Genomic DNA, 26,635 nt, shown 5'->3' on the forward strand with positions numbered 1-26,635 from the left:
TGATTATTGATTGATGAAGGAATAGATATTGATGACCGACTGGTTTACCTGCTGAATGCTTTTTAGGTAGCCCAGCTGTATATCCGTTGCGGTTTGCAGGGCATATAGATATTCTACATAACCGATATCGCCCGTTTTGTAGCCCAGTTGTGCAGCCGCAATAATATCATGGGCATTGGGCAGTGCCTGCTCCAGGTAATAACGGTACTGCTGCACATCTTGCCGATATTGGGATAGCGTATTCTGCAATAAAGTGGCCATGGTCTTTTGTTGCTGATGGGCATTGGCTTCGGCAGCCTGTTTTTTAAGGTCCAAAGAACGTGTCCTGGCTTTGGTAGCGCCAAAGCTAAGCGGTAGGGCTATGCCCAGGTTTACTGAACTGAACCTGTTGCCAGGGCCAAAGTACTGCTCGGCACCGTTTATATTCTGAAAACCGATGAGCGATTGGTTGACATAGCCTAATTTAAAATCGGGCAGCCCTTGTGCCCTTTCCACTTTTTTGGTTTGTTCGGCAATCAGGGCATCTTGGTACAGGGCCTGGATGGCCGGATGGTTGGACACGGAGCTACTGTCCAATAGCGTATTGAGCGTAAGGGGCTGATATATTTTGTCAATGGCTATGGTAAATCCACTGTCTATATTCATCAAGGCCTGCAAATGTTGATGCGCATTGGACAGGTATACCTCATTTTGCCTTAATAATAGATTGATTTCGCCTTTCTTTGCCTGAGCGGTGCTGATATCCACTTTTTTGGTGTCGCCTGTTTTATAGCGCAGTTGTGCCACCTTAATGAAATCGTTGAACAGGCTGTCGAGCTGCAGGAGTTTCACTTGGTTGTGCTGTAGGTATTGGATCTGATAATAATAGGTCCGTACCTGGGTTTTTAGTGCTAAAACGGTAAGCTGCTGTTGCCATTCTTTTCCCTTTACCTCTGCAACGATGAGCTGTTTCCTTGCTCCAAACAGGGTAGGGAAGGGCAGGGTCTGCGACACTTGGAACGACTGGTCGAAATGGGTACTGTTGTATTGGCCCAACTGCGCATTCAGGTCTAGCTTGGGCAATTCGCCAGCTGTTTTTTGGAGGGCTTTAGTGGCTTCTATATCTAGGCTGCCTGCTGCTACGGACTTATTGTGCTGCAGGGCAATGCTGATGGCTTCTTCTATGTTGATAGGTTTTCTGGTCTGCGCTTTTGCCGAAAGGCTGATGGCAGAGACCATCAGTACCATGATCATGGCGCTGGGTTTCATCTGGTATTTGGGTTTAAGGTTTATTCGCGAATTAAAAATAATATACAGTAAGGGCAGTACAAACAGCGTAAGGAACGTAGCCGTAACCAGACCGCCAATAACTACCGTGGCCAATGGTTTTTGCACTTCGGCACCTGCGCTGCTGCTCAAGGCCATGGGCAGGAAACCCAAACTGGCTACCGTGGCCGTCATCAATACCGGACGCAGCCGTATTTTTGTACCCTCTATTACCCTTTTTATCACATCGGTCCAGCCTTCTTTTTCCAATTGGTTGAAAGTGCCAATGAGCACAATGCCATTGAGTACGGCAACACCAAATAGGGCAATAAAGCCAATGCCTGCGCTAATGCTGAAGGGCATGTCGCGCAGCAATAGGGCAAATACGCCTCCAATGGCACTCATGGGGATGGCTGTAAATATTAATCCTGCCTGCTTGATTGAACGGAATGTAAAGTATAAAAGCACGAAAATGAGCAATAGCGAAACAGGGACCGCTATCATTAAGCGTTGACTGGCTTTCTGTAGGTTCTCAAACTGCCCGCCATAGGTGAAATAATAGCCTGGAGGCAGCTTGATCTGGGTGTCTAGCTGCTGTTGGATGTCCTTTACTACGCTTTGTACATCTCTTCCGGCAACGTTGAAACCGATGACGATCCTGCGCTTGCCGGCTTCGCGGCTGATCTGGGCAGGGCCCAGCTGATAATGGATGGTAGCAACCTGCGATAAGGGGATCTGATTGCCCGTAGCTATGGGCACCATCAGGTTGCTAACGTCATCGATACTGGTACGGTAAAGACTGTCCAAACGGACGACCAGATCGAAGCGTCTTTCGTTTTCAAAGACCACGCCCGCACTTTTGCCGGCAAAAGCCGTGCTTACCACATCGTTTACCTCTGCTACGTTAAGACCATAATTGGCCATGCGCACCCGATTATACTCCACGTTGATCTGCGGCAGCCCACTTACCCTTTCTACCTGTGGGGCCGTGGCCCCGTTCACCCGTTGTATCACCTCGCTTACCCGGTTGGCATACAAGGAAAGCGTATCCAGGTTTTCCCCGAATATCTTAACGGCTACATCCTGTCTAATGCCGGTCATCAGCTCGTTAAAGCGCATTTGTATGGGTTGGTTCTTTTCAAAGAACACGCCAGGTATGGCCTCTAGTTTTTCGCTGATGGCCTCGGCCAGTTCATCGTAGCTCCTGCCGCTTTTCCATTCCTTTTTTGGTTTCAGGATAATCATCACGTCGGTGGCCTCGGGCGGCATTGGGTCGGTAGGCACTTCCGCCGATCCGGTTTTTCCCACCACCATTTTTACTTCCTCAAACTGCTTGATCATTCTTGATGCCTGCATGGAGGTTTCGATGCTTTGGCTCAATGAGCTTCCCTGTGGTAGGATGCAGTGAAAGGCAAAATCGCCTTCTGCCAATTGCGGAATGAATTCTCCGCCCATTCTTGAAAAAAGTAACAGACAAGTGGCAAAAAGTGCCATGGTAATTCCTACTATGGCATATTTTATCCGGATTGCTTTTTGTAAGAGCGGTTGGTACCTGCGCTGTAACCAGTTCATCATCTGGTCGGAAAATGTGGCTTTGTGCGATACTTTTTTGGAAAGAAACAGGGCACACATCATGGGGATATACGTTAGGGACAGGATGAGGGCACCGAAGATGGCAAAGCCAACGGTTTGTGCCATTGGTCGGAACATTTTACCTTCTACTCCCACCAGGGTAAGGATAGGGATGTACACAATAAGGATAATGATCTCGCCAAAAGCGGCGCTGCTACGGATTTTGGAAGCCGAGGCAAAAACCTCATCGTCCATCTCTTTCTGCGAAAGCTTTTGCACCGATTTGCGCAGGCCCAAATGATGCAGCGTGGCTTCTACAATAATGACGGCCCCATCTACAATCAGCCCAAAATCAATGGCCCCCAGGCTCATCAGGTTGGCGCTTACGCCGAACACGTTCATCAGGCCCAAGGCAAAAAGCATGGCCAATGGAATGGCAGAGGCGACGATCAATCCGGCCCTGAAATTTCCCAGGAAAACCACCAGCACAAAGATGACAATCAGGGCACCTTCAATCAGGTTTTTCTCTACGGTGCCCATTGCCCTACCCACCAGATCTGTACGGTCAAGATAGGGTTCTATAATGATGTCGTCGGGCAGGGACTTTTGGATAACGGGCAATTTTTCCTTGATGCGGTTTACCACTTCGTTACTGTTTTCGCCCTTGAGCATCATCACTACGCCGCCAACAGCATCAACTTCGCCATTATAGGTCATGGCACCATACCTTACGGCATGGCCAAAACGTACATCGGCCACGTCCTTTATAAAAATGGGTACGCTTCCCGTGGTATTCTTTACACTGATGTTCTTCACATCTTCCAGCGAAGTGACCAGGCCAATGCCACGGATGAAATAGGCATTGGGTTTTTTGTCGATATAGGCGCCTCCCGTGTTCTGGTTGTTTTTTTCAAGCGCCGTAAAGATATCGGTAACACTTATGCCCATGGCTTTTAGGCGGTTGGGGTTTACGGCGACCTCATACTGTTTCAGCTCGCCGCCAAAGCTGTTCACTTCGGCAATGCCGGGTGTGCCGTAAAGCTGACGGGCCACAATCCAATCTTGCATGGTGCGCAGGTCCTTGGCATTGTATTTATTTTCGCTTCCCTTTTTCGGATGGATAATGTATTGGTACACTTCTCCTAGTCCAGTGCTCACTGGAGCCAACTCGGGGGTTCCAATGCCCTTGGGAATATTTTCTTCGGCCTCTTTTAGCTTTTCGTTGATGAGCTGACGGGCAAAATAAATGTCTACTTCTTCTTTGAATACGACCGTGATTACCGATAGCCCAAACCTCGAAATGCTGCGCGTTTCCTCCAGGTTGGGAATATTGGCAATGCGCTGTTCAATGGGGAAGGTAACCAGCTGTTCTACTTCCTGCCCAGCCAAAGTAGGGCATACGGTGATGATCTGCACCTGGTTATTGGTAATATCGGGTACGGCATCAATGGGTAGTTTTGTGGCGCTCCACACCCCCCAGATGATAAGCAACAAGGTCATTGCAGCAATGATCAGCTTGTTCTTGATACTAAATTTTATGATTTTATCTAACACGTAGTGCTGTTTAAGGTAGGATAATAGAGATTACAGGCTATACGAGCAGTATAGCAGACAGGCAAATGCTTATTGATGGAATGGAAAACGACCAGGGAACCGAAAAATGGGTATAGCCCAGGGTGGCCTTCTAGGTACCAGCGAATAGGACTTTTGGAAATAGGTATTCCATCAAGACCCGGTAATACAAATACCTACCACCATGGTTGGTGGTTAACCCTCAATTACATGAAATGACCTGTAAAATTACACCGCAACTTTGGGCGGTTGCCAAATATTTCCGTGGTAGTTGGAAATGAGAAAATGATCATGTAGTGCTGTTTTTTGAGGAGCGGGCACTTCTATGGGCTGCTTTATCTCATACAGTTTGAAATCGAAAGATGCCATACTGATGCTGCAGCAGCTGCAAAAACAAAATGGGGTACAGCTATCTTTACTTTCCTGCTTATGATAATGGGATTGGGTGATCTCGGTCTTTATAGTGGAATCTTCACAACGGCCTTTGGCATCGCCGCAAGGTGTTGCCGCAAGGGATGTGAGGTAAATGCTCCATATGATGAGTAACAATCTCATTGATACAAAGGTATAATTTTTTTTGTATACCAAAGTGGGTTCGGGTGTTGAGGTGAAATATTGGTGTCAGCTTCTGATTTCGCGGCGCATAAAAAGAGAATAGGCAAGTGCAAAGCATGCTACGGTTGCACCTATCAGTCCGCTTACTTGCGGCCAAACCACCATTAAGCTTTCCCTAAAAGGGAGCGGCGACGGAATTGCCCCCGCCATCTGCTCCATGGTCATGGGGCCAAGACTTCTTACGGATGGCATCAGCATGGTGGTGGTTGCATCCATATACAACTGGTTCGGGGCAATGCGCAAGAGATCCAATATGATTTCATTATAACTTAAAATCTTATCCTGAGAAAGATAGGCAGGGTCTGGCAAAAAAGATCTAATGAGCAGGTTGAGTACAATAGGATAAAAAATAGTAAAGAACAACCATATGCCAATGGCGGTTAGTGCAGCAGTAGCCGGCCCCCTAAATTTAATAGAAAGCACAATGGATAGGCTTAACCAGAAGGCAACATAGAAAATACTGATGACTACAAAACCAAGAATTCTGAGCAATTCCTGCGGCTCCATTCGTACCCCCGTAATCAAGAGCCCGCCACCAATCATCCATAATGCCAATATTAAAAACAAGGCAGCCACCAGTACCAGGGCACTTGCAAACTTCGCAAGCAGCACATTGTCCCTATAGATGGGTTGGGCCATCAATCGAGTAAGTGTGCCATTGTTCTGTTCTGTATTTATGGCATCGAAGCCCAAGCTAATGCCAAGTAAAGGGGCCAGGAAACTAAGAAAAACATGGAAAGGCGGAATAGAATTGTCTGTTGTGGTGAGCAGCTTTAAGTATAGGAAAACATGATCGGGATCATTAGCATTACTGGTGGCAGATCTGATATTGCCCAGCGATACGTACATGGCAGCTACAAATGTCAATAGGATCAGTGCAATGAGCACTACGAAACGCCAGCTCCGGATATGATCTGCCATTTCTTTTTTCATCATTACGCCAAATGGTTTCGGTGCCGAAGGTTTAAATAAAAACGCTAAACTTTTCATTTGCTATTGCGATTATGTTCTGCTTCAAAATATTTCTCATAGATTTCATCAAGACCATAGTCTTTTCTGTGTACGCTTAAAACATCATAGTTCTCTTTCACAAAAAAGCGCACAAGCGCAGCCGTAAGATCTTGCTTACAGGTACATTCAATTTCATTTCCACGCATACTGATTTTATGAATTTCCTTCCATTTCATCAGCTCAGTATGGAATGCACTGGATTCGGATATTTCTTGAGCCACTTTGATAGAGGTTACATGTCCTTCATGACCAAAAAGTGCTTTGGAGAGTGCCTCGATATTTCCTTGGGCCAATAATTTTCCTTTGACAAAAATGCCCACCCTGTCGCAAACCTGCTGAACATGGTGTAAATGATGCGAGGAAAGCAATACGGTAATGCCCTGTTCCCTGCTTAAGGACTTGATCAAAACTAAAAAATCTTTTACGCCCGTGGGATCGATTCCCAAGGTGGGCTCATCCAGTATGATGACTTCCGGTTTTTTGATCAGTACCTCTGCCAGCCCCAGTCGCTGCTTCATTCCACGAGAATATGCAGCCGTTTTCTGGTCTTTATCTGCCATTAAGCCTACCGTTTCCATGGTTTCCAGGGCCTGCTTCATGGCTTCGTTTTCTTTCAATCCATTTAGCCTTGCCGTATACATGAGGTTGTCTAAAGCGGTCATCTGATCGTAAAAGCCTAGGCTGTCGGGCATATACCCAACTTTTCTCTTCACGGCAATGGGATGGCTTGTCGACTGGTATCCGCAAACTTGCACCGAGCCGCTACTCGGTTCGGTAAGGCCCAACATCATCAGTATAGTGGTGGTTTTGCCAGCTCCGTTGGGGCCGAGCAATCCAAAGATTTCGCCTTTATGTACCTCAAGGTTTAGCCCATCAACAGCCTTAACCGCACCATAGGATTTGCTCAGGTCCTTTAGTTGAATAATAGGATTCTCCATGTTAGAAAAATAATTTATCCAGGTGTTGGTTATCGTCTTCCGTACTTGCGAACGAGATAGTAAACCAAACTGATGGACAGTAAGATGACCATGATGCCTATCCAGCCCGAAAGGAGTGAAGTCTTCACTATGATTCTGAAAGCTGCTGGCGCGTTTCCATTTGCACTACTAGCGGTAAAAGTTGCCGAATAATCGCCGGCAATGGTCTTATCGGGAACTTTTAGTTTCGCCTTTATTTCTTGTTGCTTGCCCGGTGCCAGGCTGCTGATTTTTTGGGGCTCAAAAGAAGCTTCCCAGTTTGCCGGAAGTTGTGAAGAAAGGTCGATGTTGTTTAGGGGAAGTGTGCCCGAATTCTTTACCGTCAGCTGGAGATCTGTATGGCTGCCGGAAGTTACTTCCTCGCTCAAGCGACCGGAAGGGGTAGTGAGCATGAGGCCATAAGAACCTTTCACCACGGCCTCCAGATTCAAGACCAAAGTGTCAACTGCCGATATGGCTTTAACCGGTATTTTATATTTATTCGGATCTGCAGTTGACGTAGCATTAATTTCGATAAAGATATCCTGGGTTTTTCCGGCATCCATTGCTAGCGATGTCACTGCGCTGCCATCAACCTTGTAGCTAATCATCCAGCCAGTTGGAAGTTGGGCCTTTAGTTCAACGAGCTTCGATTTGCTATCGCCGTTGTGCAGGGTAGTGGCATAACGGAATACCTCGTTCGTGGCTCCTTCGATGTTCATCAGCTTTGCCGTAAAACTGGATTTGCCAGTTACACGCGCAGCAGGTGTTTGGGCCTTGAGCGGGTTTACCATAGGGAATAAAACCAAGAGGAGTAGGGTAAGTTTGTGCGTTGCACAAAAAGATGTGGGTAAGAATTTGGTTAACATGATCCAACAACTAAAATTTAAAATAATAGCTCCAAAAAATGTAAGTTCAATTTGTTTTGAATGTGAAAGCAAATCAAAAAAAGAAAAGATTTTTTTCCAACGGTTTTAACATTTTTTAACAAATGCAAATGGGCGGAAGTAGGGGAAGATGCGCCTGCCCGGTGTATAACAGGGTTGAAAAAGGGAAACCCTCTTAAAGGGTTGTTTTCTTTGGGGGTAAAAAACAGGTACCCTAATTACAAGTTAGGGCGTAACATTTTACAACTCCCCGTATCTAACCCTGCAAATTTAAAATACCCTACATTTGAAGTCTATCTATGGATCATTTTGAAGAACTATATAATGGTTATGCCCCGCAGATATTCAGGGTATGCATGGGCTATACAAATGATGCAGAACAAGCCAAAGACCTCACACAGGAAACTTTTATCTCAGTTTGGAAAGGCTTATCAAAATTTCGCCATGAGTCTCATGTCGGTACCTGGATATTCAGGATAGCGACCAACATCTGTCTACGGGCAATAGAGCTTAAAAAGCGTATGCCACTAGCAGAATTACCATTTCAATTGGCCCAACCACAAGAAGAAGCAATGGAAGAAAAACTCGAGTTTCTCTATCAATGCATTGCGGAATTACAAGAGACCGACCGTATTATTATTTCACTTGAGCTGGAAGGATTGCCACAGGCCGAGATTGCCGCTATAGTTGGAATAAGCCATGGTAACATTCGTACCAGGGTTTATAGAATAAAGGAAAGGTTAACTCAAAAATTTAGAGAACATGGACAAATTTGATGAACTGAAAACGGTATGGCATTCTGCAAAGACCGATAGTTTGCCCACTTCCCATGCCCTGTTACAGGAGATTAAAAAGTTTCGGAACCAACGATTACAAAAGAAATGGTTGGTTATTGCCTGCTCATGCTTCTTGGCAGGCCTGATGATGGGGGTTTTAGTGATTATTGATTTTAAGCTGCCAAGCACCTATATAGGCGGATCGTTAATTGCTTTGTCGAGCTTACTCCTGGCTTATACAAATATCAGGTCGCTCAAGCGATTTATGGATCTTCAGGATGGCAGTAACCTGGAATTTGTTTCCTTTATTGAGCAGACCAGGCAAAATCAGATCTATTATTACAAAAAGACCCAAGCAAGGGTAATGGTATTGTGTCTGGTCGGTCTGTTGGTTTATCTATATGAGCCCTTTTTGCGATATCCCAGCTTTGCGATCCTCCTTTATTCTTTGAGCAGTATTTGCTTGCTTGTGGTATGGTTTTGGTTACGCCCCCGCTACTTCAAAAAAGATTCCGAAAAACTCGATGCGATTCTACGCGTCTTGGAAAACATTTCAAAACAACTTAAATAATATGAAACGTATTCAGCCCAATGCCATTGCATTGCTTACCGTTGGCCTATTAATGGTCTCATTAACACCAATCTTAAGTCGCTATTTTACATGGCCAGATTCTTTAAAAGGATTTTTAACAGGCCTTGGTCTTATGCTCGAGTTTCTGGGCCTACTGAAAATACAACGAAGAAAAAAATGTCATTCTTGTGCAGACTGAATTTTTAATCGCACTGAGTGGCTAAGTAATTAGGCTGTCTAACGATTTTAATACGACGCTTTTTTTGGACAAGCTTTTGTTTTTAATCGCCCAGCTGGCTGCTGCTGTCTGTAGTTAATCCTTTCATTGGTTGTATTTTTTCTCTTGCAGATTGACCTGCTAATTTACCGGATGTCTTGCTCATGGTATGGTGAAAAACTTAATGAACAATTTGCTTGGCCATATCTGCAGAGAAATCATCAAGACTGGCAGTGCCGGTATTACTCAGCATGAGTATGGTAGCACCATCTTCCAGGATATGAAACAGCATGGCCTGTGCCCCCATGATAGAACCGGGCCTTTTCACTATTGTGTACAGCTTGCCGTTAATTTTGTAATCCTTATAAACCCATAAGCCATAGCCGTATTCACCAAGCCCTGAGGTAAACATCAGATCCAATGTGCTTTGCTTCAATAACTTTTTGGAGAAAAGGGCATCTGAGAATTTCAGGAGATCATCTACAGTGGAATACATGGCACCTGAGGCATACCAGTTTTCGATATACACCGGCAGATCGTTTACCAGTGCCTTGATATCATCCCTGTAAAAATAAGTATCCGCCAGTTCATCAATTACGTTCTGTTGAACCAGCATGCCCGAATTTTTCATTCCCAATGGCTTCAGGAACTTTTCTGCTAAATTTTCCTGGAAAGTTTTCCCGCTGATTTTTTCAATGATCTTACCCAGGATGATAAAGTCGGCATTATTGTAATCGAATTCTTTTCCAGGTTCCCTAATCAATGCACCACTGCAAAATTTAGTAAGCATCTCATCAGCAGTATAAGGCTTTTGGTATTGCGGAAGCCCGTTCTTCAACACGCTTTCCATTGTTGTTCCTGCGTCCATGTTGTAAATACCGGAGGTTGCTGTCAACAGTTGGACGATTTTCACCTTATTGGCTGCTTCACCTTTGTAATCGGGTAAATAAGTACTTATTGTTTTATTGAGGTCTATACGGCCTTGTTCATACAGCTGGAGGATCAGTACTGAGGTAAACGCTTTGGTAATAGAGGCGATCTTGTACCTGGTATTGACCCTATTAGGTACTTTAAACTGAAAATTGGCAAGCCCAAAGCTTTTCTTGTAATTAACCTTGCCATTCTTTGAAATCAGGATGGTTCCGTTGAAGTTGTTCTTCCTTACAAAGGAATCTATAAACAGATCAACTTTCTTTGCTTGTGCTGATAGGTCAAGCGTTTGCGTAAAGAGCATCAAGCTAAAAATTATTTTTTTCATAATAGGTGTATTGGGTTGATTTAAAAATACTTATGAAATATGTGGGGATAGACGTGAAGTTTCATCAATAGGTTGCAAGGTTCAATACGCTTTTCTGGTTAATTATTTGGTTAAGGTTTATGGAATGGTCAAGTTGAGGGTAGAATAAGAAATGCTAATGGATATGGGTATGTTTCCAGCGCCCATTGTGGTTTGATAAAACTTGGGACTGAGCAAATCCAATTTTTTGGTCCTTTCCACGGGTTTGACCGCAGGTTGAGTTTTCTCTTGTTTCTGTTTGGAAATTACTGGCTGGTGGACCGGTTCTTCTAGAGGTTGTGGAGCAGATGGTATCCTGCCTTTTTTCCTGGGCGACATTATGCTATCGGCAGTTGTTCGAGGGGCAGCAATATCGCTGGCTGCCGGGGATACGAGTTTTATTCGATCAGTGGTGTTCAAGCGGCTAAAAATGCTCTTGATCCTTAATTCTGCCGCTATGTATTTGTCCTGCACAATGTTCATGGTCCCAATATGTCCGGCGTTGATCCCTATAGATTTGACAGCTGGCGACAGGCTGATATTCACTTTGTCCCCGCCATGCAGGTCCAAGCTTACATCGGAAGATAATGAACCGATCGTCACACTTTCAAATCCTCGGGCAGTAAACTGACCACCGCTAATTGATTTGACGTTGGCGCTACCCTGCTGAACTGAAATCTTGACCTGTCCGCTGAACCTGCCTGCAGTTAGGTTTCCGTAACGTATGGCAAGTTCGGTACGGCCGCTAAGATCGCCGAGTAGGATATTGCCGAACTGATTTTTTAAGGCTAGTGATTGTCCCTTCGGTATCCACATGAGGTAATGGATGGAAACATTTGTCTGCTTTTGCCCTGATGGGCCTGCCTTTAGGGAAGCTTGCAGGGAAGTCAGAAGCGAGATTGTGTTTTCTGTACGCGAATCTGTTATCCTGATCGTTTCCATTGATCTTTCTGCGGCAGCCTTATCCTTTCCACTGGCGATCAGCTGAACCGTGACCTTTATGATCTTCTGGTCCCATTGAACTAGGGTAATATTTCCAAAGCGGTTATCGACTCGCAGGATCTCGTTTTTAAGGCCGCTATAGTTTTTATTGATTTCTTTTCTGAGGGTATCTGTTTCTGCTGCATGGCTTTTAAAGGTAAGGATGGTCAATAACAGCAGGAGGCTAACGGCTTTCATTTTCTTGTTCTTTAAGGGTTTGAAATAGGGCAAGTTGGTTGCTGAGCAGTTTTTCCTGGAGTTTTAGGTTAGTGCTCATGATTTGTAGAACCTGTTCGGGGTTAACCTGCTGGCCAAGTGTCTGCTCCAGTTCTTTATAAGAGCGTGAAAGGTCCTTGGTTGATTGCTGTACTGCTTTTTCAATGGCGGGATGATTTGCTGCTAAGCTGGCAAGCTGTTTTCGTTTGGCCAGTAGTTTTACGCTTAGTTTGCCGATGTATTTTCTCAGCTTCAGTTGGGTGGCAAAATCTTCCTGCACCTTGTCTGCTGTTACCTGTGGAGCTAAGGGCGGCACTGCTGGCCTGCCAGCGAGCCGAATTACAGGTGTATGTTTGTGCTGGTCTGTTGTAAGCAACCATGTGCAGAAGGCAATGGCCAGCACAGCGGCAATGCCTATAGGCAGGCGGTAGCTAGTCAGTAGAGCAGTTTTAGGCTTTGGTTTAAGCCTGGCATTTATCTTCTCCCATGCCCCCTGCGATGGGCTTTGTTTTTCCAGGAGTTCCCTGTGTGCCAATAGCTGTTTTTTGAATCTATCTTCCATGGTATTAGCTTTTGATATTGTTCAATATTCGTTTCCTTCCCCTTGCGTAATGGCTTCTCACCGTTGCCGATGGTACACGGAGCACGCTGGCGATCTCCTCAAAGCCCATTGCCTCGTACACATGCAGACTGATGGTGATCCGTTGGGGGTCGGGGAGCCTGGCAAGCTGGATATGGATGGCCTGGATCTGTTTGGAAAATCCCTCCTCGTCGAAAGGCTCGTCTTCATGGTACTGCGTCGTACTGCTGTCGATTTCCTGCCAGGATTTTCGTTGTCGCTTAACGTAGTTGACCGAGCGGTTGATCATGATCCTTTTCAGCCAGCCGGCAAATGCGTTGCTATCTTTTAGTCTTTCAAGCGAGGTAAACGCCTCTACAAAGCCCTCCTGTAACAAGTCTTCTGCATCGGTTTCGTTACCTGCTATACGCAGACAGGTATGGTACATTGCCTTTGCGTAACGCCCATAGATTTTCCTAAAGCTGTCTGTGTCGCCTTTTTTACATTGTTCGATCACCTCCTTGTCTGTGGTCTGTTCCAATGGTCGGGTTGATTTTGGGTTTGTTTGTATTAAGGTAACCAATTGGCCAAAAACGTTGCAGTTTTTGAAAAATATTTTTTTTGGGCAGAATTGCAACGAAACCCGAGTGGCTGTGACTTTCATTCAAACATTGATCATAAATAAAAAATAGGTAAACAGATGAAAAAACTATTCAGCCTTTTATTGCTGCTCTTCTGCCTTGGTTCGGCCATTGCGCAGACTGAAAAATACAATGAAATTATAGATCGGAACTTTAAACCAAATGAGCCGGGTGGAACGGTACTGATTGCCAAGGCCGGCAAGGTGATCTATCAGCGTGGATTTGGGATGGCGAGTTTGGAACTGGGTGTGGCGATGAAGCCGGAGATGATCTTCCTGATCGGTTCAATGACCAAGCAGTTTACAGCGGTATGTATCCTGCAGCTGATGGAACAGGGCAAACTGGAGCTGAAAAATCCGGTAAGCAGATATATTGCCGGGCTGCCTGAAGCCTGGTCAGGGATCAGTTTGGAACACCTGTTGACCCATACCTCCGGAATTCCCGAACTGCCGATCGATCAGGCTACCTCCTTAAAGGATATTTCGGTACTGGCGGCATCCAAGCCGCTGATGTTTCCCGCAGGTACAAAACGGGTTTACTGTAATACCGGGTTTGCGCTTTTGGGTCATGTAATAGAAAAGGTATCCGGGATCACCTATCAGGACTATTTGCAGCAACGGATCATCTTGCCGCTTGGAATGGAACAGACCTATTACAATAGTGGTAACCGGATTTATCCCGGCTTGGTGCCGGCCTATGTGAAAAAGCGAGAGTTCATGAATTTCAGGGGCAATATTCCCCCTTCCGGTGCAGGAGCGCTGCTTTCGGGTACCAGCGATATACTCAAATGGTATTCGGGGCTTGCAGCGGGAAAGGTGCTGAAAAAAGAGACCCTAACGTTGGCCTGGACTTCGCATGTACTTACCACTGGCGAGCGTATCCGTAACGGCTATGGATGGAATACTGGCGGTAGGATACAGGGGAGTGGTTTTGTGGAGCATGGGGGGATTAGTGGCGGTCATCTGGCCGATGCCATGTACTTTCCCAAAGAAGAACTGCTTGTAGTGGTCTTTACCAACCAGAGAGGACTGTCGCCGGAAGTGGTGACCACAGCACTTGCTGCCGCAGCACTGGGTAGGCCAGATACCATAAAGGCGGTCAGCTTGAGTGTTGCACAATTACTGGAATACCAGGGCGTTTATGCCGAGGCGGGTGATGCGCAGAAGTTGATCAGTGCATCAGCTGATGGCCTTTCTTATCAGCGGGCCGATGGCGGGCCGAAGCTGAAGATGGTGCCCTATGGTAAAGACAGATTCTTTTTTGAAGGTACGGTAACGCTGGCAAAGGCAGAAAGAGACAGTGCTGGCAGAGTGGTTTCGATCACATTGTTTGATAAAAGATATAGCGAGGAGCCGGGATCGGTATTGAAACGTACCGACCTGCCACTGCCAGGGCAGTGAGCGGAATGAGGAGACTTAAGTTGGCCTTCTTTTTCCGACTTATGCATATGGGTAATGTTATTGATTAGACCCTGTTTTTTCAATGCATTCTATCTAGGATAAATTTCAACCATGCTTCTTCGCTAATTTTATCATCGATATAGTAGTCGGGTAGTATGCCTACATCATCAATGGCGAGCTTGCTTATAATTATGAACCTAGAAGTGGAATATACCAATGTCAGTTTCTTATCTGTCGATTGGATGGTGCTAATATTTGCAATATCTATTGTACCAGCAGTTTGACTACCAAAGGTCTTTACTTTCCAACTCTGTTTCAAGTCTATGATGAACTGTTCGGCGGCGCTTGCTGTACGCTTGCCCATCATAACTGCAAATTTTCGGGATTGTGATATACACATCCAATTTAATTATAGAAATATCGTCCTTGAAAATTCTTTCAAAACCTCCGATGTTGGCTTGTAAACGATTTGCAAGATCTGTGAACAATAACTTTTCTTTTGCTGGTCAATTTTTGTCTTTGGATAGCGCTATCCACTTTTCATTGTTCAATTCGGAGGAATAAAATTCCAGTTGATTTGTGTGAATGGGATTGGTGTAGATGAAAGGTACGCTAAAAGCTCCTGGTCGTTATATTCTTGCAAAGGCATACCGTTCGTGTGAAAACCCTAAAGTTAGTAACCTAAATGCGCCTCTATATTAATCAAAGATTAAGTTATTGTATATAAATTTTTTCTTTATACCATACCTGTCCATTCAATAATATCTTGAAATAAATTTGCGAAACCGAATAGTTGCGTATATATTTGCAACCGAATAGTTTCATAATATAATCTTAAGCAAAATGAGGCGAGATGTCTTTCAAGCAATTGCAGATCCCACAAGACGAGCAATTATTGCATTAATTGCGTTACAGGCCATGACCCCAAATGCCATTGCCGAAAACTTTAACACTACAAGACAAGCGGTATCAAAACACCTTCGTGTGTTAACGGAATGCGAATTGGTGAAGCAAGAATATCAAGGTAGGGAGATTTACTACTCACTTGAAATTGAAAAAATGAAGGAGATAGACAAATGGTTAGATCAATACAGAAAGATTTGGGAAACTAAATTTAATCAGCTCGATGAACTATTGACAAAAATGAAAACACAAGCTAAAAAATAAACATCATGGAAACTAATTTATTATTTGAGTTTACGGTTAATAAACCCGATCAAACGGTATTGATTACCAGAGAATTTAATGCTGAACTTCCCTTGGTTTGGGAGGCCTTTACCACAAAAGAATTACTCGATCAATGGGTGGCACCGAAGCCCTGGTCGTCGAAAACAAAATACATGGACTTTAAAGTTGGCGGCAGAAGGTTTTATGCGATGGTGAGTCCTGAAGGATTAGCACGCTGGGCGGTACAGGAATATACTTCCATTACGCCGAAGACCAATTTTAAAATGTACAACACTTTTGCCGACGAAAATGAAAATAAAGAGCTGCCTGGTTCTGATTGGAATTATGATTTCAGTGAACACAACGGCCTTACAAAAGTGAGCATTACTATTGTCAATGACTCGCTTGCCCGTTTAGAGAAAATGATTGAAATGGGCTTTGAACAAGGCTTTAAAATGAGCATCGATAACCTAGAAAAATTATTGGCCACATTATCGAAAAAATGACCCTCGTTTTCACAAATCCTATTATACACTGAGCAAAATAAGTTTGTTCGAAATGGGCCGCAAAAGTACCACCCTTCTTACGGCCCATTTAAGCGCTCTTAAATCTTATAGAGGCTTAAGGCAGACCTAAAAATCGATATTCTTATTGGATCGCTTCAATGAAAATATGGTCTGCAAAACTACGGACGACATTACCAAAAGCAAACCCATATAAAATGAGAGGTTTAGTTCTTTACTTTCGTTAAAGAAAAGAAAGGCAATAATGATGGCATATACGGGTTCAAGGTTAAAACTTAAGTTTACCGTAAATGCGGATATACGCTTTAATGATTCTGCAAAAAGCACATAAAGTCCAACCGTGCAAAATGAAGCCAGCAGGATCAGATATACTGTATCTTTCCAATCTGGAATAAGCGATTGCGCAGGGAAATAATGGAGATAGACCGGGAGGGCGGCACCCAAGGCCACTGTACCTCCAATCATCTGGTAGTAATTGATGATCCTGCTATCGTATTTTCTTACCAGCCGCTCGTTGTAAATGGTGTAGAGGGCAGCGAAGGCCGAGGAAATGACGCCAAGTATTATTCCCATCTGATAGGAAGAGTCGAAATGGAAGATTAATGCAATGCCAACAAGCGTAAGTAAGCTCAACAACAGCTCAGTGATATTGAACCGCTGGCGGTTAATCAGCGGACTGAATACTGCGGTAAAAAAACTGGTCAGGCAATAGCACACCACACCAACTGAAATGTTCGAATATTTTATACTGGCGTAGAAGAATACCCAATGAATGGTGATAAAGAGCCCAATTTTAGCAATGTCAAATTTTTCTTTTGACGTGTCGCAGTCCCTTACCTTAAAAAGTTTCAGGACTAAAAACAGCATCACCGAAGAGAAGAATACCCTGTACCAAACCAGGAGCCCTTCGTTAAGGGAAATGAGTTTACCGAATATACCAGTGAAACCGGCGAGTATTACCGCAAGGTGTAATACCAAATATGTTTTTTTCATAAAAGAATGATCTTCCTGTGCCCACACAGGAAATAAAGATTAATAAATAAACTAAAAATATGTAGCCCTATTGAAGAGTGCCAGGCATTTAATTGGCAAAAATCGGGCATACCTTGTAGGTTAAATATTAGTATCTAGGGGGAGGAAGACAGCTCTTTCTGTTCATGTTATTAATTTGGACAAAAATAAATAAAATATCCGGAAATTGCTTACGGGCTTGCTGTGTGGAAAGTTCGTGCGAATTTTCGGTAGCGCCCCTTTGCCTTAAATACTCGCTAGGGGAAAAGGCCTTAATATATTTTAAGGGTTTGAATGAAGCATTGATGTTAAAGGAAGAGTAAGAGCTCCCACATTAAGCATCATATTGATAACATATTATCAATTTTACGGCGCAGAACAATTATTGCTAATGAGCTGTTTATCAGTTATGGAAGATACAAGACAATTGGTCGAAAAGATCAACCAGCTCTTCGTAGAAGGAAATATGGAGCGCTTCATGGACTATCTGGCAGAAGATGTAGTTTGGGAAATGTTCAGCTCCTCGTCTGGACACACCACCATCAATGGTAAAAAAGAACTATTTAATATGGATAGTAGTGGAATGCCAGCACATATGGGCTTTGAATTCGGAACCATAGTAATAGAAGGTAATGTTGCTTCGGTGCAGGGCACCAGTACGGGTAAGCTAAACGATGGGGGAGCATATAAAGGTTACTTCTGTGATGTTTATCATTTCAGAGATGATAAGATCGCAAACATTGAATCCTATATCATTGACAATAGAAAAGTAAACGGACCTAATTAAAGATATGATCATGGAACTACAATCCTTAATGTCGGAATTTGACCGGGAAGTGGAAGGCACAAGAAAGCTTTTGCAAGCTGTTCCAGAGAAAGATTTAAATTATAAGCCTTCATCCGTTTCGTGGACCATGGGTGAACTTGCGCAACACATCGCTACGATTTATTATTGGTATGTGGGGGTTTTTACGCAAGATGTTTATGATATGGCAACAGATCGTTTAGAGCGTGGGTCGCCAAGGGATATCAAAGCAACGCTTGAGCTTTTTGAAAAGAATGTAGCGCAGGCGAGAACTGCAATGAAATCGGCCACTGAAGAAGGCTTGCAAAAAGAGTGGACCATGAAAGTGGGGGCGCGAACCGTGTTGGGGCCAATGCCCAAGGCCATTGTTATCCGTAGTTTCTTATTTAGCCATATTTACCATCATCGAGGCGAAATGGTCGTTTATTTAAGGGCAACGGGTCATAAGCCTCCTGGGCTTTATGGACCAACCTATGAAGATAGTGCTGCAAAAGGATAGTTGGAAATTAGATTTTAAATAAACGCTTTTTTTAAAGGGATTGCCTGTGCAAATTTGACTGTCCCGTCTTAATCTGTGCAAGTTGACAGGTGAATTGTTGGGGTGTGGTGTTTTGGGGATTTTTGGGAAAAAAAACGAACTGTGGAATGAAAGTAGGCTTATTGGGCTGCTTTCAATTGGATAGCGAAGTCTGTTTTTTTTTGAAGGTTTTTTCGCATGTATTGATCAAATTGGAAAGGTTGTTGGTAAATGTGATGCCAGGGTTTATCGAAGCTTAAGTTTCTGGTATATAGTTTGATATACGCTAAAAAACAGTAAAGGATTATATATATAAATCATTTAACTTATCGCCCTCAAACCCTCATTTATGACTCTCAACCCCACTAGTCCAGTGTTCAGCTGGCGAAAGAATCTTTTACCCACATCGCTCACTTTTCAGATCAATCACATATGAGTAAACTATTACGTTACGTTTTATTGTTACCGTTATGCCTTGGCTTTTACATCAATGCCCAAGGCCAAAACTGTACGGTCAATGCGGGAATTGCCACTACGGTTTGTCCAGGCAGTCCCTTTGTACTTAATGGTCAGGCTAGCGGCCTTTTCGCCTCGGGCGGGACGGCGGTTTGGTCGCAGGTGTCGGGTCCTTCTGTCACCATCAGCCCGAGTACGATTTCTGGCACAGCGGTTACCGCTACAGTATCGGGATTTACCGCCGATGTAAATTATGTATTCCGTTTGACAGCCAAGTGTACCGATGGTTCATTGGTATACCAGGATGTAACGTATGTGGTTTCCAGTTTGGGTACTGTTAATGCAGGGCCAGATAATTATGCCTGCCCTGGAACCTACGTGTTGCAGGGATCTCCTTTAGGGTCAGGCGAAACTGGTATTTGGACAAAGATCTCGGGAACGGGACCAGACCCCAATGCAGCCACGATCAATAACCCTAACGCTACGATCACTTTTACTTCCAATGCCAGTGCACAATCAGCCACTTATCGATGGACAGTTTCCAAAACTACTGGTGGAAATACCTGTAGTTCTTATGATGATGTAGTGATTACAAACTTAGGTACCCAAGCAGTAAATGCGGGTGTGGATATTTCTAGGAGTTGTTATAATGTTACAACAAGTGCTCAGCTTAATGGGTCATTTGCCGGCGCAAATACCAATTATGGGCAGTCAGGACAATGGACCTTTGTAAGCGGGCCATCAAACCCAACCATTAGCAACGCTGCTGTATACAACCCTACTGTTTCTAATTTAGAGGAAGGCACCTATATATTTCGTTATACGGTAACAGGTCCCTGCTACAGCGGATCTGATGATGTAGCTGTCATTGTAGCGGCTGCGTCGCAAAGTTTAACCGCCCCAGGAAATTCTACCCAAACTTTTTGTGATGGGCGTACATCGGTAGTACTCACTGGGCCTAAGGCATTATATGCCAATGAGGTTGTACTTTGGGAAAAAGTAAGTGGACCTGGTACCCAAACTTTTAGTACCACAAATTCCAACAGTACGACCGTAAGTGGGTTGAGTGGAGCTCCTGGTGCTAACTATGTATTCAGATACACCATTTCCAACTCGGTTACTAATTGTACCAATAATGGAACCTATAATGTGCAATTCCGTGGAGCTCCTGCCATAACAATCACTACGCCAAATACAAACCCTTACTTCTTGGCATGTAATGCTACCTCTTTAGCAGTCAGTTACACCATCTCAAATGGAACTGCAACTCAATATGCATTGATTAGTGCTCCTGCAGGATCGACACGTGAAACAACTATGGGTGGATTAAACAATTGGACAACAGCCCCAGCTTCAGGTACCACCCTAACAGGTTTCGATAAAATAGGAACCTACGTACTGCGCTACCGTAGAAATACAGATAACGGATTGGGTGGATGTACTGATGCTTATGCCGAAATTACAGTGGTTGTTTCTGCCTCACCTACACCTTCTAATGGAGGTACCAAACAAGTGTTGGCCTGTAATGTATTCAATACCAATTTGGCAGGTAACTTGCCAACCTCAGGTATTGGTAAATGGAGTCAAGTAAGCGGCCCAAATACAGCCAATATAGTTAATCCTTTATCAAATACTACTGCTGTAACCGGTATGGTTAATGGCACCTACTCATTCCGTTGGATTGTTTCCGGTGGAGAAGGTGCTTGTACAAATACTCAAGCAGATGTTGAGGTAGTGGTGGCAGCACCAGTGCCAACTACTTCTGCAGCAGGCCTTCCACAAACGGTGTGTAACAGCACACCTGTGTTGTTGGATGGTAACGAGCCAATAATAAACGAAGTGGGTACATGGACTGTGGTAAGAACAGTGGGAAATGCTGCAGCACCTGAAGTGATCTTCTCTCCCAATGCCAATTCGCCAAAAGCAATTGTAAGTGGCTTGCTGGCTAGTACTTCATATACATTCAAGTGGTCTATTAACAATGCTTGCGGTAGTTCTTCGAGCGATGTGGTCATTGAAACTTCAGGTACGGCTGGTGCCAAACAAGCAACAGCGGCCATCTCGACAGGCACTATTTGTCTACCTAGCGGAACCGGTACATTGACTATGGCTGGTAACCAGCCTACCAATGGCGAAGTAGGTACTTGGTCGTTAATTAGTGGTCCTAATACACCAAACATAACTAATACGTCATTATATAATACCACCTTAACTGGTTTGATAGATGGAAACTATGAATTTCAATGGCAGCTATCTCGTAATGGATGTACACCAACAGCTAGCCGTATCAAAATTACCATATCGGCTCCTGCAACTACTGCTAATGCTGGAAGTGACCAAAACATCTGTGGTACGACAGTGACCTTGAATGGCAATCAGCCAAGTACTGGAACGGGTACATGGACACAGATTGCCGGTCCTGGGGGTGCTGTAATTACCAATGCATCGTTGCGCAATACCACTGTAACAGGTTTAAACGAGGGACGTTATATTTTCAGATGGACCATCAGTAATGGAACCTGCACATCCAGTACTGCGGAAGTGACCATCAATGTTTCCCAACCTCCATCAACGGCTGCTGCTGGAGTAGATTTTGAGGTCTGTAATTTAACCGCCACAGCCTTGAATGCAACTCCAGTAACGTTGGGAACGGGTTACTGGTCCGTTGTAAGTGGTCCAAATATCCCTACTTTTTCAAGCATCAACAGTGCAAATGCAACCGTATCAGGTTTGATATTTGGCCAATATACTTTTAGATGGACAGTGCGTGGAGGAATTTATTGTACCCCTTCTACAGATGATGTGGTCGTTAGGGTAACCAGTAATGCCAATGCAGGTGCAGACCAAAATCTTTGTGCCTTAACTTCGACAACTTTAACGGGAACCAATCAAAGTACTGGTACATGGACGCAGACAGGAGGACCTAATACTGCTACCATTACTACTATTTCTGCCAACACGGCTATCGCAAGTAATCTAACTCCTGGATCAAGTTACCAGTTTACCTATACCATTGCGGCAACAGGCTCTTGCCCTCAAAGCAGTGATGATATGATGGTAAACATTTCAGCACTGCCATCTGCTGCTGATGCTGGACTAGACCAAAATTACTGTAGCTTAACTGCTGCCCCAATTACTTCGGTTACCTTGGCTGCCGTTGCTCCAGTTTCGGGTACTGGCTCATGGAATGTGATTGAAAAACCTACTGGCAGTCCAACGCCAACATTTTCGCCTGCAAATAGTGCTACTGCTACCTTCGGTAACTTGAGAGCCGGAACTTACATGCTAGAATGGATTGTAACCAGTGGTAGTTGTACTGGTGCCAATTCTAACAGAGATATTGTAAAAATCAATATTTATACTGAGCCCACTACGGCCAATGCTGGACCAGACCAAAATGCGGCCTGTACCAGTAACGTAATACTTACAGGAAATACCCCAGCGGCAGGTGCAGGGGTGGGTACTTGGAGCATTGTTTCCGAACCTGTAGGTTCAAATGCCACCTTTAGTGCCATCAATTCGCCAACAACAGTAGTTAACAATACCATTACTGGCACTTATGTTTTCCGTTGGACCATTTCAAATGGCTCACCTACTTGTACTTCTAAAACAGATGATGTTACGGTAAAGGTAACCAGTGTACCTACTACGGTAGCCAGCGTAGGTACTAATCAACAGGTATGTAACACAGGTTTTCCCGGAACACCTACCATAAGTACAACCTTAACAGGTAATACTCCTTCTGGTATGGAAACAGGAACTTGGACCTTTGTAAGTGGGCCAACTACCCTTACCGCAGCGAACTTTAATGATATCCATTCGCCTGTTGCCACGATTACGGGGCTGGCGCAGGGAACTTATGTACTTCGTTGGACCATTGTACCTACTTCAAATCAAACCTCTGCAGATTGTCAATCATCTGCAGATTTAACCATCACGGTGGCTAACCAACCTACCACTGCAATAGCGGGAGTAAATCAGGTGATTTGTCTTTCTGATCCAGTAACTTTGGCCGCTAATACCATTACTTCAGGTATCGGAACTTGGTCGGTAGTGAGCAAACCTATTGGAGCGGTTGATCCGGTTTTTGCAAACCCTAATTCGCCAACTTCGGCAGTAAATGGATTTGTGGCAGGTAACTATACTTTACGTTGGACCAGCAGCAATGGTACTTGTACCAATAGCACTTCCGATATGACCATTACCGTAAAATCTTGTGACATCGCCATTTCGAAAGCAACAAGTACACCAGTATTGCAGTCTGACGGCAGTTATAACATAACGTTAACCTTTAACGTCCTTAATAACGGTGACCAAGCGCTTTCAAATGTCCAAGTCGAGGATGATCTAACATTGACTTTTCCTAGCCCTAAAACCTATACCGTTACAAGTATTACAAGTGGGTCTGGAACGTTAACGGTAAACAGCGCTTTCAATGGAAACAGCAATAAAAACTTGCTAAATGCTGCCGCTTCAACTTTGGCCGCAGGAAGTCAACAGACTATTACGCTTGTACTCAATGTTAAACTCATCTAACCTTAGCAGCAATGATTAACTTTAATAAGACCCAAATTTCACAGTTTGCTAAAGGAGCGGTCATTACATTGATATTCCCATTTTTAGCTTTCTCTCAAGCATTATCACAGAACACCTATAAAGGGAATAACTCTGCAACCGCAAAAGGTACTGCACTTGGAAAAACTGTAAGCGATTATTCTAATAGTGGCCTTACGGTAAACAAAACAGACGATAGTCCAACAGCCATCAATTTCCCGATGATCGGTATTGGAAAAACTGCTTCTATCCCATCTTTCCAGACGGATGGCAGTTACAATGTGAATTATGTAATTACCGTAAAAAACTTTGGACAGTTGCCTTTACAAGCTGTTCAGGTAACGGATATATTGTCCACAACCTTCCCTTCGCCCATGACCTTTTCCATAAGGGCATCAGGTATCACGATTACCGGTGGAACAGGATTGGCCTTAAATACTTCTTTTAACGGTACCAGCAATACCAATCTTTTGGTGGCGGCTTCAAGTACCCTAGCAGTAGGGCAAACCGGAACAATTACCATTCCACTAAATATAGTGCCCAATGGTAGTTTTGGCTTGATAAACAATACCGCAAGAGCAACAGCTACCACAGCAGACGGAACCGCAGTTTCAGATTTATCAAATAATACGACCGATCCAGATGGCAATGCCAATGGAACACCTTTTGATGATTCTACACCAACGCCAATTACGCTTACTGCCCCTGACATTGAAGTGGTAAGCAAAACCGTAAGTAATGCTACCCCTAATGTGGGGTCAAATGTGACCTTCACCATTACCGTGAGAAATAACGGTGGCCCCGCTGCAAATGTGATTGTAAACGACCTACTTCTAGCAGGCTATCAATATGTTTCCCATACCACGGCAACTGGATCGTATAATACGACTACGGGAGACTGGTCGGTAGGAAACCTAACTAATTCTACGTCTGTATCATTGCAAGTGGTGGCTAAGGTTTTGGGCAACAAATTAGCTTCTGAGTATAGAAACACGGCTTCAACCAATCATCTTGGTGATTCGGACGCCAGTAACAACAGTAAGTTTGTAGATGTAACTCCAGTACCAATAGCCGACCTAGCGGTGACCAATACCGACGGTAAGACTACCTATACCCCGGGTACCACCAATACCTACACTTTTACAGTGACCAATAGTGGACCGAGCGATGCGCCAGGTTCAGTGATCACTAATACCTTACCTACTGGCGTTACGGGTACTTGGACTGCAGTCTACGCAGGTGGTGCAGCAGGTGCAGCTAATGGAACAGGTAGCATCAGCCAAACAGTTGATATTCCAAGCGGCGGTTCGGTAACCTATACTTATGTGGTAAGCGTGCCATCATCGTTCACGGGCAACTTTGTGAACACGGGTTCTGCGGCAACCGCTACGGGCATCACCGATCCAACCCCTGCCAACAACACGGCAACCGATGCGGATGCTCAAAATAGCATTGCTGATCTATTGGTGACCAATACCGATGGCAAGACCACTTATACCCCAGGCACCACGAACACCTACACCTTTGTGGTGACCAACGGTGGGCCAAGTGATGCACCAGGTTCAACCATTACCAATAATTTGCCTGCTGGCGTTACGGGTACTTGGACTGCTGTCTACGCAGGTGGCGCAGCAGGTGCAGCTAATGGAGCAGGCAGTATCAGCCAAACAGTTGATATCCCAAGCGGTGGTTCGGTAACCTATACCTATGTGGTGAACGTACCGTCATCTTTCACGGGCGACTTTGTGAACACGGGTTCTGCGGCAACCGCTACAGGTATTACCGATCCAACCCCTGCCAACAACACGGCAACCGATACGGATACACAGGCAAGTATTGCAGATCTTGCGGTCACCAATACCGATGGTAAGACTACCTATACCCCTGGTGCCACCAACACCTACACCTTTACAGTAACCAACAATGGCCCAAGTGATGCGCCAGGCTCAAGTATTACCAATACCTTACCTACTGGCGTAACGGGCAGCTGGACTGCTGCCTATGCAGGTGGTGCAACAGGTACGGCATTAGGCAGTGGAAGCATTGCTGAAACCGCAAATATTCCTAGTGGTGGTTCTATCATCTATACTTTCGTGGTAAATGTACCTGCAGGCTTTACAGGTAATTTTTTAAATTCTGGTACAGCTACACCAGCTACGGGTATTACCGATTCAAATATCGCCAACAATACGGCAACAGATACCGACACCCAAAATAGTATTGCAGATTTAGCCGTGACGTATACTGATGGCAAGACCACTTATACGCCTGGTACTTCCAACACCTACACCTTTACAGTGACCAACAACGGGCCAAGTAATGCGCCAGGTTCGGTCATCACCAATACCCTACCTACTGGTATTACCGGAGGAACATGGACAGCTGTTTATACGGGTGCTACAGGTCCAGCAAATGGCAGCGGCGATATTAATCAAACCATAGATTTGCCAAGTGGCGCTTCGGTAACCTACACCTATGTAATTGATGTACCTTCTAACTTTACGGGTAACTTTACAAGTATGGGATCTGCAGCAACCGCTACGGGCATCACCGATCCAACCCCTGCCAACAATACGGCAACCGATACGGATACCCCTAACAGGATTGCCGACCTCATCGTGACCAATACCGATGGCAAGACTACCTATACGCCTGGTACCACCAATACCTACACCTTTGTGGTGACCAACGGCGGGCCAAGTGATGCGCCAGGTTCGGTGATCACTAATACCTTACCTACTGGCGTAACGGGCAGCTGGACTGCGTTATATGCAGGCGGCGCAACCGGTACGGTATTAGGCAGTGGAAGCATTGCTGAAACCGCAAATATCCCTAGCGGTGGTTCTATCACCTATACCTATGTGGTGAACGTGCCATCATCGTTCACGGGCGACTTTGTGAACACGGGTTCTGCGGCGACTGCCACGGGCATTACCGATCCAACTCCTGCAAACAACACGGCAACGGATACGGATATCTCTAACAGGATTGCCGACCTCATCGTGACCAATACCGATGGCAAGACTACCTATACGCCTGGTACCACCAATACCTACACCTTTGTGGTGACCAACGGCGGGCCAAGTGATGCGCCAGGTTCGGTGAT

21 protein-coding genes are annotated in these 26,635 nt (G+C 44.7%); 10 read left to right on the plus strand and 11 right to left on the minus strand.

The genetic code is table 11. The features are described from left to right. Positions 1-3 precede the first annotated feature (3 nt). The 5 genes from JHD79_RS13265 to JHD79_RS13285 all read right to left on the minus strand — a co-directional run bounded on the left by JHD79_RS13265 (position 4) and on the right by JHD79_RS13285 (position 7,840). Entirely contained in the window at positions 4-4,371 is a 4,368-nt protein-coding gene (locus JHD79_RS13265) for a CusA/CzcA family heavy metal efflux RND transporter (protein WP_199119779.1), read from the minus strand. Between the two features lie 246 nt (positions 4,372-4,617). Continuing rightward, entirely contained in the window at positions 4,618-4,944 is a 327-nt protein-coding gene (locus JHD79_RS13270; RefSeq protein WP_199119780.1) for a DUF6660 family protein, read from the minus strand. 66 nt (positions 4,945-5,010) lie between these two features. Continuing rightward, complete coding sequence (locus JHD79_RS13275; protein ID WP_199119781.1) at positions 5,011-5,994, minus strand: ABC transporter permease; 984 nt, start codon at positions 5,992-5,994, stop codon at positions 5,011-5,013. After that, positions 5,991-6,953, minus strand: a complete 963-nt coding sequence (locus JHD79_RS13280; RefSeq protein WP_199119782.1) for an ABC transporter ATP-binding protein — start codon at positions 6,951-6,953, stop codon at positions 5,991-5,993. Before JHD79_RS13280 ends, JHD79_RS13275 begins: the two co-directional genes overlap by 4 nt. 29 nt (positions 6,954-6,982) lie before the next feature. Next, positions 6,983-7,840, minus strand: coding sequence for an NEW3 domain-containing protein (locus JHD79_RS13285; protein WP_233164698.1), 858 nt, complete (start codon positions 7,838-7,840; stop codon positions 6,983-6,985). 317 nt (positions 7,841-8,157) lie between these two features. Here JHD79_RS13285 and JHD79_RS13290 point away from each other — a divergent pair, with 317 nt between their 5' ends. Genes JHD79_RS13290 through JHD79_RS13300 form a run of 3 tightly spaced genes read left to right on the plus strand, consistent with a single transcriptional unit; the run spans position 8,158 to position 9,404 of the window. Beyond that, positions 8,158-8,634, plus strand: a complete 477-nt coding sequence (locus JHD79_RS13290; protein ID WP_199119783.1) for an RNA polymerase sigma factor — start codon at positions 8,158-8,160, stop codon at positions 8,632-8,634. Then, the gene (locus tag JHD79_RS13295) at positions 8,621-9,205 is read left to right on the plus strand and encodes a hypothetical protein (protein ID WP_199119784.1); all 585 of its coding nucleotides are present in this window, start codon (positions 8,621-8,623) and stop codon (positions 9,203-9,205) included. Before JHD79_RS13290 ends, JHD79_RS13295 begins: the two co-directional genes overlap by 14 nt. Position 9,206: 1 nt before the next feature. Further along, complete coding sequence (locus JHD79_RS13300; RefSeq protein WP_199119785.1) at positions 9,207-9,404, plus strand: hypothetical protein; 198 nt, start codon at positions 9,207-9,209, stop codon at positions 9,402-9,404. Positions 9,405-9,603: 199 nt separating this feature from the next. Here JHD79_RS13300 and JHD79_RS13305 read toward each other — a convergent pair whose 3' ends face one another. The 4 genes from JHD79_RS13305 to JHD79_RS13320 form a co-directional block, all read right to left on the minus strand. Further along, positions 9,604-10,680 (minus strand): serine hydrolase, encoded by a 1,077-nt coding sequence (locus JHD79_RS13305; protein WP_199119786.1) that lies wholly within the window; start codon positions 10,678-10,680, stop codon positions 9,604-9,606. Between the two features lie 117 nt (positions 10,681-10,797). Beyond that, positions 10,798-11,877, minus strand: a complete 1,080-nt coding sequence (locus tag JHD79_RS13310) for a hypothetical protein (protein ID WP_199119787.1) — start codon at positions 11,875-11,877, stop codon at positions 10,798-10,800. Further along, positions 11,864-12,457 (minus strand): hypothetical protein, encoded by a 594-nt coding sequence (locus tag JHD79_RS13315; protein WP_199119788.1) that lies wholly within the window; start codon positions 12,455-12,457, stop codon positions 11,864-11,866. The genes JHD79_RS13310 and JHD79_RS13315 overlap by 14 nt, the downstream gene beginning before the upstream one ends. Before the next feature lie 4 nt (positions 12,458-12,461). Next, the gene (locus tag JHD79_RS13320) at positions 12,462-13,118 is read right to left on the minus strand and encodes an RNA polymerase sigma factor (protein ID WP_199119789.1); all 657 of its coding nucleotides are present in this window, start codon (positions 13,116-13,118) and stop codon (positions 12,462-12,464) included. A 36-nt stretch (positions 13,119-13,154) separates the two neighbouring features. Between JHD79_RS13320 and JHD79_RS13325 the strand changes: the two genes are divergently transcribed. Next, complete coding sequence (locus tag JHD79_RS13325; RefSeq protein WP_199119790.1) at positions 13,155-14,495, plus strand: serine hydrolase; 1,341 nt, start codon at positions 13,155-13,157, stop codon at positions 14,493-14,495. 79 nt (positions 14,496-14,574) lie between these two features. Here JHD79_RS13325 and JHD79_RS13330 read toward each other — a convergent pair whose 3' ends face one another. Further along, positions 14,575-14,895 carry a S41 family peptidase gene (locus JHD79_RS13330; protein ID WP_233164699.1) on the minus strand — a complete coding sequence of 107 codons (321 nt, stop codon included), beginning with the start codon at positions 14,893-14,895 and terminating at the stop codon, positions 14,575-14,577. A 443-nt stretch (positions 14,896-15,338) separates the two neighbouring features. Between JHD79_RS13330 and JHD79_RS13335 the strand changes: the two genes are divergently transcribed. Both JHD79_RS13335 and JHD79_RS13340 read left to right on the plus strand, forming a co-directional pair. Next, positions 15,339-15,662, plus strand: coding sequence for a helix-turn-helix transcriptional regulator (locus JHD79_RS13335; protein ID WP_199119792.1), 324 nt, complete (start codon positions 15,339-15,341; stop codon positions 15,660-15,662). A 5-nt stretch (positions 15,663-15,667) separates the two neighbouring features. After that, the gene (locus tag JHD79_RS13340; protein ID WP_199119793.1) at positions 15,668-16,168 is read left to right on the plus strand and encodes an SRPBCC domain-containing protein; all 501 of its coding nucleotides are present in this window, start codon (positions 15,668-15,670) and stop codon (positions 16,166-16,168) included. Between the two features lie 126 nt (positions 16,169-16,294). Here the strand turns inward: JHD79_RS13340 and JHD79_RS13345 are convergent, their stop codons facing one another. Beyond that, a complete protein-coding gene (locus JHD79_RS13345) occupies positions 16,295-17,179 on the minus strand; it encodes a DMT family transporter (RefSeq protein WP_199119794.1) in 885 nt (294 codons plus the stop codon). 427 nt (positions 17,180-17,606) lie between these two features. Here JHD79_RS13345 and JHD79_RS13350 point away from each other — a divergent pair, with 427 nt between their 5' ends. The 4 genes from JHD79_RS13350 to JHD79_RS13365 all read left to right on the plus strand — a co-directional run. Beyond that, complete coding sequence (locus JHD79_RS13350) at positions 17,607-17,984, plus strand: nuclear transport factor 2 family protein (protein ID WP_199119795.1); 378 nt, start codon at positions 17,607-17,609, stop codon at positions 17,982-17,984. Between the two features lie 10 nt (positions 17,985-17,994). Next, positions 17,995-18,501 carry a DinB family protein gene (locus JHD79_RS13355; RefSeq protein ID WP_199119796.1) on the plus strand — a complete coding sequence of 169 codons (507 nt, stop codon included), beginning with the start codon at positions 17,995-17,997 and terminating at the stop codon, positions 18,499-18,501. Positions 18,502-18,951: 450 nt separating this feature from the next. Further along, positions 18,952-23,511 carry a hypothetical protein gene (locus JHD79_RS13360; RefSeq protein WP_199119797.1) on the plus strand — a complete coding sequence of 1,520 codons (4,560 nt, stop codon included), beginning with the start codon at positions 18,952-18,954 and terminating at the stop codon, positions 23,509-23,511. 11 nt (positions 23,512-23,522) lie between these two features. Continuing rightward, positions 23,523-26,635: DUF11 domain-containing protein (locus JHD79_RS13365; RefSeq protein ID WP_199119798.1), on the plus strand; the 3,113-nt coding region annotated here is incomplete at its 3' end.

The organism is Pedobacter sp. ASV28, from assembly GCF_016428855.1.
Taxonomy (GTDB): Bacteria; Bacteroidota; Bacteroidia; order Sphingobacteriales; family Sphingobacteriaceae; genus Pedobacter.

Coding starts and splice junctions, on each gene's coding strand:
- JHD79_RS13335 (WP_199119792.1), top strand. CDS start 15,339: ATGAGGCGAGATGTCTTTCAAGCAATTGCAGATCCCACAAGACGAGCA.
- JHD79_RS13360 (WP_199119797.1), top strand. CDS start 18,952: ATGAGTAAACTATTACGTTACGTTTTATTGTTACCGTTATGCCTTGGC.
- JHD79_RS13350 (WP_199119795.1), top strand. CDS start 17,607: ATGGAAGATACAAGACAATTGGTCGAAAAGATCAACCAGCTCTTCGTA.
- JHD79_RS13270 (WP_199119780.1), bottom strand. CDS start 4,944: ATGAGATTGTTACTCATCATATGGAGCATTTACCTCACATCCCTTGCG.
- JHD79_RS13325 (WP_199119790.1), top strand. CDS start 13,155: ATGAAAAAACTATTCAGCCTTTTATTGCTGCTCTTCTGCCTTGGTTCG.
- JHD79_RS13300 (WP_199119785.1), top strand. CDS start 9,207: ATGAAACGTATTCAGCCCAATGCCATTGCATTGCTTACCGTTGGCCTA.
- JHD79_RS13340 (WP_199119793.1), top strand. CDS start 15,668: ATGGAAACTAATTTATTATTTGAGTTTACGGTTAATAAACCCGATCAA.
- JHD79_RS13290 (WP_199119783.1), top strand. CDS start 8,158: ATGGATCATTTTGAAGAACTATATAATGGTTATGCCCCGCAGATATTC.
- JHD79_RS13305 (WP_199119786.1), bottom strand. CDS start 10,680: ATGAAAAAAATAATTTTTAGCTTGATGCTCTTTACGCAAACGCTTGAC.
- JHD79_RS13320 (WP_199119789.1), bottom strand. CDS start 13,118: ATGAAAGTCACAGCCACTCGGGTTTCGTTGCAATTCTGCCCAAAAAAA.
- JHD79_RS13315 (WP_199119788.1), bottom strand. CDS start 12,457: ATGGAAGATAGATTCAAAAAACAGCTATTGGCACACAGGGAACTCCTG.
- JHD79_RS13330 (WP_233164699.1), bottom strand. CDS start 14,895: ATGTGTATATCACAATCCCGAAAATTTGCAGTTATGATGGGCAAGCGT.
- JHD79_RS13285 (WP_233164698.1), bottom strand. CDS start 7,840: ATGTTAACCAAATTCTTACCCACATCTTTTTGTGCAACGCACAAACTT.
- JHD79_RS13355 (WP_199119796.1), top strand. CDS start 17,995: ATGGAACTACAATCCTTAATGTCGGAATTTGACCGGGAAGTGGAAGGC.
- JHD79_RS13280 (WP_199119782.1), bottom strand. CDS start 6,953: ATGGAGAATCCTATTATTCAACTAAAGGACCTGAGCAAATCCTATGGT.
- JHD79_RS13275 (WP_199119781.1), bottom strand. CDS start 5,994: ATGAAAAGTTTAGCGTTTTTATTTAAACCTTCGGCACCGAAACCATTT.
- JHD79_RS13345 (WP_199119794.1), bottom strand. CDS start 17,179: ATGAAAAAAACATATTTGGTATTACACCTTGCGGTAATACTCGCCGGT.
- JHD79_RS13295 (WP_199119784.1), top strand. CDS start 8,621: ATGGACAAATTTGATGAACTGAAAACGGTATGGCATTCTGCAAAGACC.
- JHD79_RS13310 (WP_199119787.1), bottom strand. CDS start 11,877: ATGAAAGCCGTTAGCCTCCTGCTGTTATTGACCATCCTTACCTTTAAA.